The organism is Sphingomonas sp. (assembly GCF_025353885.1).
Taxonomy (GTDB): Bacteria; Pseudomonadota; Alphaproteobacteria; order Sphingomonadales; family Sphingomonadaceae; genus Sphingomonas_O.
On record NZ_JANXNX010000075.1, the window covers coordinates 1 to 5,210 of the forward strand.

Annotated in this window: 8 protein-coding genes; 4 read left to right on the forward strand and 4 right to left on the reverse strand. The window is 60.8% G+C overall.

From position 1 onward, the window contains the following. Window positions 1-293 precede the first annotated feature (293 nt). Window positions 294-743, forward strand: a complete 450-nt coding sequence (locus Q0R02_RS08225) for a dihydrofolate reductase (RefSeq protein WP_293882312.1) — start codon at window positions 294-296, stop codon at window positions 741-743. A gap of 12 nt (window positions 744-755) precedes the next feature. On the opposite strand, the gene Q0R02_RS08230 is transcribed toward Q0R02_RS08225, so the two are convergent. Together Q0R02_RS08230 and Q0R02_RS08235 are read right to left on the reverse strand one after the other, a co-directional pair. Next, on the reverse strand, window positions 756-1,289 hold the full coding sequence (locus Q0R02_RS08230) for a DUF177 domain-containing protein (protein ID WP_293882314.1): 534 nt from the start codon (window positions 1,287-1,289) through the stop codon (window positions 756-758). Beyond that, window positions 1,286-1,786, reverse strand: a complete 501-nt coding sequence (locus Q0R02_RS08235) for a ubiquinol-cytochrome C chaperone family protein (protein ID WP_293882316.1) — start codon at window positions 1,784-1,786, stop codon at window positions 1,286-1,288. Before Q0R02_RS08235 ends, Q0R02_RS08230 begins: the two co-directional genes overlap by 4 nt. 99 nt (window positions 1,787-1,885) lie before the next feature. On the opposite strand from Q0R02_RS08235, the gene Q0R02_RS08240 reads away from it, so the two are divergent. The 3 genes from Q0R02_RS08240 to Q0R02_RS08250 all read left to right on the forward strand — a co-directional run bounded on the left by Q0R02_RS08240 (window position 1,886) and on the right by Q0R02_RS08250 (window position 4,330). Further along, the gene (locus tag Q0R02_RS08240) at window positions 1,886-2,365 is read left to right on the forward strand and encodes an outer membrane protein assembly factor BamE (protein ID WP_293882318.1); all 480 of its coding nucleotides are present in this window, start codon (window positions 1,886-1,888) and stop codon (window positions 2,363-2,365) included. A 167-nt stretch (window positions 2,366-2,532) separates the two neighbouring features. Next, window positions 2,533-3,864, forward strand: coding sequence for a S41 family peptidase (locus tag Q0R02_RS08245; RefSeq protein ID WP_293882320.1), 1,332 nt, complete (start codon window positions 2,533-2,535; stop codon window positions 3,862-3,864). Window positions 3,865-3,970: 106 nt separating this feature from the next. Then, window positions 3,971-4,330: a helix-turn-helix domain-containing protein gene (locus tag Q0R02_RS08250; RefSeq protein WP_293882322.1), complete on the forward strand. Its 360-nt coding sequence runs from the start codon at window positions 3,971-3,973 to the stop codon at window positions 4,328-4,330. A gap of 93 nt (window positions 4,331-4,423) precedes the next feature. On the opposite strand, the gene Q0R02_RS08255 is transcribed toward Q0R02_RS08250, so the two are convergent. Together Q0R02_RS08255 and Q0R02_RS08260 are read right to left on the reverse strand one after the other, a co-directional pair. Then, entirely contained in the window at window positions 4,424-4,624 is a 201-nt protein-coding gene (locus Q0R02_RS08255; protein WP_293882324.1) for a hypothetical protein, read from the reverse strand. Between the two features lie 104 nt (window positions 4,625-4,728). Further along, window positions 4,729-4,935: a cold-shock protein gene (locus tag Q0R02_RS08260; RefSeq protein WP_121153334.1), complete on the reverse strand. Its 207-nt coding sequence runs from the start codon at window positions 4,933-4,935 to the stop codon at window positions 4,729-4,731. Window positions 4,936-5,210: the final 275 nt, after the last annotated feature.

Sequence of the window (5,210 nt, forward strand, 5' to 3'; positions counted from 1 at the left end):
GATATTCGAACAGCAACGCCGCCGCATTTGCCATGTTGGCGACACCGTCGGGCTCGCCCGCGGTTATCGCATCCACCGCCGCCAGCAGGTCGCGCCACAGTGCGGATTTCTCGGTCGGGGCGATCTGGAAACTATGCATATAGGGTGTCTCTTGTCTTTCAAGATATGTGGTCCGCCAAATTCGTCACCCCGGCGCAGGCCGGGGCCTATACGGCTTTCCGAAAGATGTGCACCCGATCCGACAACCGTATAGGCCCCGGCCTACGCCGGGGTGACGACGGCGGCGGTCTCTCATGATCACCCTCATCGTCGCCCGTGCCGCCAACAATGTCATCGGCCTCGACGGCAAGATGCCTTGGCGCATTCCCGCTGACCTCCGGCATTTCAAGGCGCTGACCACCGGTCGGCCGATGATCATGGGACGCAAGACCTTCGAAAGCCTCCCCGGCCTGCTGTCGGACCGCCGCCATATCGTCCTGACCCGCGACACCGGCTGGTCAGCCCCCGGTGCGGAGATCGCGCACGATGTCGGCGCGGCGCTGGCGTTGGCGGGGACCGACGTCTCGATCATCGGCGGCGCGGAAATCTATCGCCTGTTCATCCCCCTGGCCGACCGCATCGAGCTGACTGAAATTCATGCCGCGCCGAACGGTGACACGCATTTGCCCGACTTCGGTCCGGAGTGGGTGGAGACCGCCCGGGAAGCCTGCGGCACCCATGATTTCGTAACCCTCGAAAAATAACCGTCGGGCTTCCTACCCCCCAAACAACCCTTTCAGCCCCGCAAACGGTCCCTTCTCGACCTCGTCTTCGGCGACGACCCCGGCTTCTTTCAGCCGGGCGGCGGCGGCCTTTGCGCGGGGAAAGGGATCGACCGACAGCGCCAGCGTCTGCGCGACCGCTTCGCCCAGGTCCAACGCCCCGCCATCGTGCGCCATCACGTCCAGGTCGCTTTCGGAAAGCTCGACCTCGTCCTCCTCACCGCTCGCCAGCACGGCAGCATCGACGAAGCGCACGCGGAATTTCTGGTCGACGACGGCAGGGACAGGATCGCCCGTCACCACGCAGAATTGGGTCAGCGAAGCCCGCAGGTGCCCCGCGACATCGACTCCCCCGGCACGCTCCAGCAGCACCATCTCCGCCGACAAGGCCTCGATCCCGCTCCACCCGAATCGCACCGCCAGCGCAGCCCGCTCTCCCGCGTCCGCCTCGATCGTTTCCGCAATCGCCGCCGACCCGATCCGGTCAAGCGGCACCCGCCGCGAAAACTCAGGGACCGGCTCGCTCACCCCAAATTACCTGCCATCAATTCTTCGAACGTCCCGCGCTCCAGCCGTTCCTTCAGCGCATCGACCAACCCGCGCACCACCGCCAGCGCGTGCGGAGCCGGAGTCTCGCCACGCCACAGGTTACGCACCAGCGCCGCATCGTCCGCGCCACCGCGATACGCGCCCAGCCGCCCGCCCAGCGCCCCCATGGCAAAGCCGACCTGCTTGCCGACCACCAGGTCGCCGAAACCCGTCTCGCGAAGCTGCCCGTCCATATCGCTCACGAACTGTTCGGTCAGCCGCGCCGATGGCAGACGTCCGCGCCTATCCTCCCGCTCCAGCCGCAGCAGGACGAGCGACAGCACCAGCGAGATCATGTCGAACCGCCCATCCAGCGTGTCGGGAACGCCGCCGTCCCGATACCAGCCCGGCTGTCGCGCCTCGGCGACGATGGCGGTATAAAGCGGCAACATGTCCGCTGCGGGCGTGCGCCCCAAAACCCTGTCGATCAAACTCATGACTGCTCCGCTTGCCGTGACGGCCTCCCTCGCATATTGAACGCCCAGACGCGCCATGCAACGCGTGAATTATTTCCGTCTCTTATCGGTAGAGTGTCCATGAAGCGTATCGCCAGCCTCCTCCTGATCGGAACCGCCCTTACCGCGACAGGTTGCGCGCGTGTTCGCGGGCACCAGGGCTATCTTGCCGACCAGACGCTGATCGCCGGGATCCAGCCCGGTATCGACAATCGCGGGTCGGTCGAAAAGACGCTGGGTCGCCCGACCTTCGGCGGACAGTTCGATGCCAAGGACTGGTATTACGTCTCGCGTGAGACCAAGCAGCTCGCCTTTTCACAGCCCAAACCGGTTTCGCAGATGGTGTTGCACGTCCGTTTCGACGCCGCCGGAAACGTCGCCGCCATCGACAAGACCGGCGTCGAAAAGGTCGCGTCGATCAACCCGATCAAGGACAAGACTCCGACGCTCGGCCGTCACAGCAGCTTCTTTTCCGAAGTGTTCGGCAATATCGGCACCGTCGGTTCGACAACCCCCGGCGCCGCCACGCAGGACAATCCCGGCGGCAGCAGCGGAAATTAAGGCGTAGCTGGTCAAGCGACGCCGTAAATCCGCGTATCGACGTCTGCACCCCGGCGAATACAGCTTAAGCCAAACTTGTCTTAACCCTGAGCCGAATTTTGAAAAATTGATTTGCAACATGTTGCACAACATGTTGTAGATTGCATCTGCCGTATGGGATGCTGAAAATGCTCAATCGCTTATCTCTGCTAGTGATGCTGACGACCCTTTCCGCATTTTGGCTAACGGACGCTGCCGCAGGCACTCCGAACCTCTCGCCCGCCGAAAAGACGGCGATCATTGCCTCGCTCAACAACACTTTGAAGGCGGACTATGCGTTTCCAGACATCGCGCGGAAGATCGAGCCCATCCTTCAGGAGCATCTGAAAAAAGGTAATTATGACTCAGCCAGCACGAAGGACCTGCTGGCGATCAGATTGACCCAGGATTTGATCAAGGCCAGCGGCGATTTTCATTTCTTTGTTGGCGTCGATCCGAAATGGGTGAGCGAATTTCGATCGAAGTCTGACCCGGCGGTCAAAGCGAAAATACGACAGGAAGAACAGGCCAGACTCGAGCAAACCAACTTCGGCTTTGACGAGGTCAGCCGCCTCGACGGCAACATCGGCTACATCCGGTTCAGCTATTTCGCCGACCCCGAACTTGCTTTTGATACCGCTGCGGCGGCGATGCGTTTCGTCGGCAATACCGACGCCGTCATCATCGACCTCCGCTATAATAACGGTGGATATCTCGAGATGGCTCAATTCCTGGCCAGTTATTTCTTCTCCAGCGAGAAAGACCAGCTGCTATTCGACTACAACTTCAACGAAGACGGCAAGCGGATCGCGCGCGGACAATGGGTGCTTCCTGGCCTGCCCGGTAAACGAATGGTGGAAAAGCCGGTCTACATCCTGACCGGATCGACGTCGTTTTCCTCTGCGGAATGGTTTTCATACGCAATGAAAAAGCTCGGTCGAGCAACTTTGATCGGGGAACGGACCGCTGGCGGCGCTCATCCGGTTGCCCGTAAACCGATCAGCGACGACTTTTTCGTGCAGGTCCCGATTGGCCAGATTCGTGACCCCGTCGACCACACCGATTTTGAGGGCACGGGGGTGCAGCCCGATATTCAAAGCGCCTCGATACAGGCGCTCCCTCTCGCCCACAAACTGGCGCTCGAAAACCTCGCGAAAGTCGATAGCGCGCGACGGGAGGGCTATGCCTGGCTGTTACCGGTCCTGACGGCCAGGATTAACCGCCCCGCAGTCACCATCGGTGCGTTGGAAAAGTTTGTAGGGAAATATGAAGGGCGCAGGATCGTTTTGGAGAATGGCACGCTCTATTATATCTGGAGGGAACGGCTCCGGGTCGCGCTGCCGCCGATCGGTCCTGATTTGCTCGGAGTGGAAGGTGTGTCCGACTTCCGATATCGACTCGCTGCTCAACCGGGAAAGGCGGCATCGCTCCAACGGGTGAACAGGGATGGCAGCATTCAGATTTACAAGCGCCTTGACTGAGCCGAAGCATAGTCCGGCGACGATCGATGATACCGTCTTTCTCGGTCGCGCGGTCGAGCGGCTGAGCGTCCTAATCGCCAATCAATCGAAGGACGTCTTTGATACGATGGGAATCATCATCCCGGTTCGCTCGTGTTCGCTGATGACCGTTCTGGCCACGCTCGAAACGGCCTCCGCCTCGGATCTGGCGCGCGAGCTTGAACATTCGCATCAATTGGTCATGCAAAAAATCCCGAAGCTTGTTCGTCTCGGTCTCATACAGTGCCGAGACGACGACGAAGACGCGCGCCGTCGTATCTTTCAGCTAACGGCCGAAGGCATAAGCCAGCTTGCCAGGTTTCAGGAATGCACAGCCCTTCTCGGTGCGGCCTATGAACGGCTGTTTTCAGAAGTCGGTAACGTCAGGAAGCTGGTGGACCAGACCGTCGACGCCCTTAACGAGACGCCGCTCGAAAAGCGGATTTAGCACTCCATCGAAAAGATGCGCCGTGCGCTGTTCGCATACTGCCTGAGGCACTGAATTCGCGCCGCTGAACGCCCACGATCATCGGCACGGTCATCAGGCCTGAGTTTCCACCCGCGCCGCCGTCGCCGCCTCACGCTCCGCCCGCATCGCGTCGGTGCGCGAAATCCGGTCGGCCATTTCCTCCCACGCTACCGCCGCGCGCGTGCATCGGTCGCGGACATTGGCCAGCGTCGCGGCATCGGCTTCGGCGTGGGAGCGTTCGGCCTGGTCGCGATAAAATTGCAGGGGCGACATCGGGCTCTCTCCGGGGTTCGAGGGACAAAATAATGGCGGACGTTCAGGGTAGAACGCCCGCCAGTATCAGACCGCTTTACGCGATCTGGAAATCCGGTCTGCTATTAAGCAGCCTGGATGTTGACAGCCGAGGTCTTGCCACGCTTGTCGGTTTCCAGCTCGTACGAAACGCGCTGATCCTTATCGAGAGTGCGCAGGCCGGCCCGCTCGACAGCCGAGATGTGCACGAATGCATCACCACCGCCGCCTTCTGGAGCGATAAAACCATAACCCTTGTCGGCATTGAAAAACTTGACTGTTCCGGTGATCATCTGGGTATCCTTTGGCCCAATGTATGACGGGCATATGCCAGCGCGGCACATCCCGGCGTCGTGAAGCAAGATAGGGACAAAGGAGGCCGTTAGACCCGTCGTTATCCGTCGCGAGCGACGTCAGCCCAGTTCATATAGGCGATCGGGTGCGAAATAGCAAAGTTTCGCACCCGTCATCTTTGGCAGCACCGTTTGCTTACCTGCAGCGTGCGCCGTCCTTGTCGATCGCACGACCCGCCAGCGCACCGCCAGCGGCCCCCAACAGGGCGCCCAGC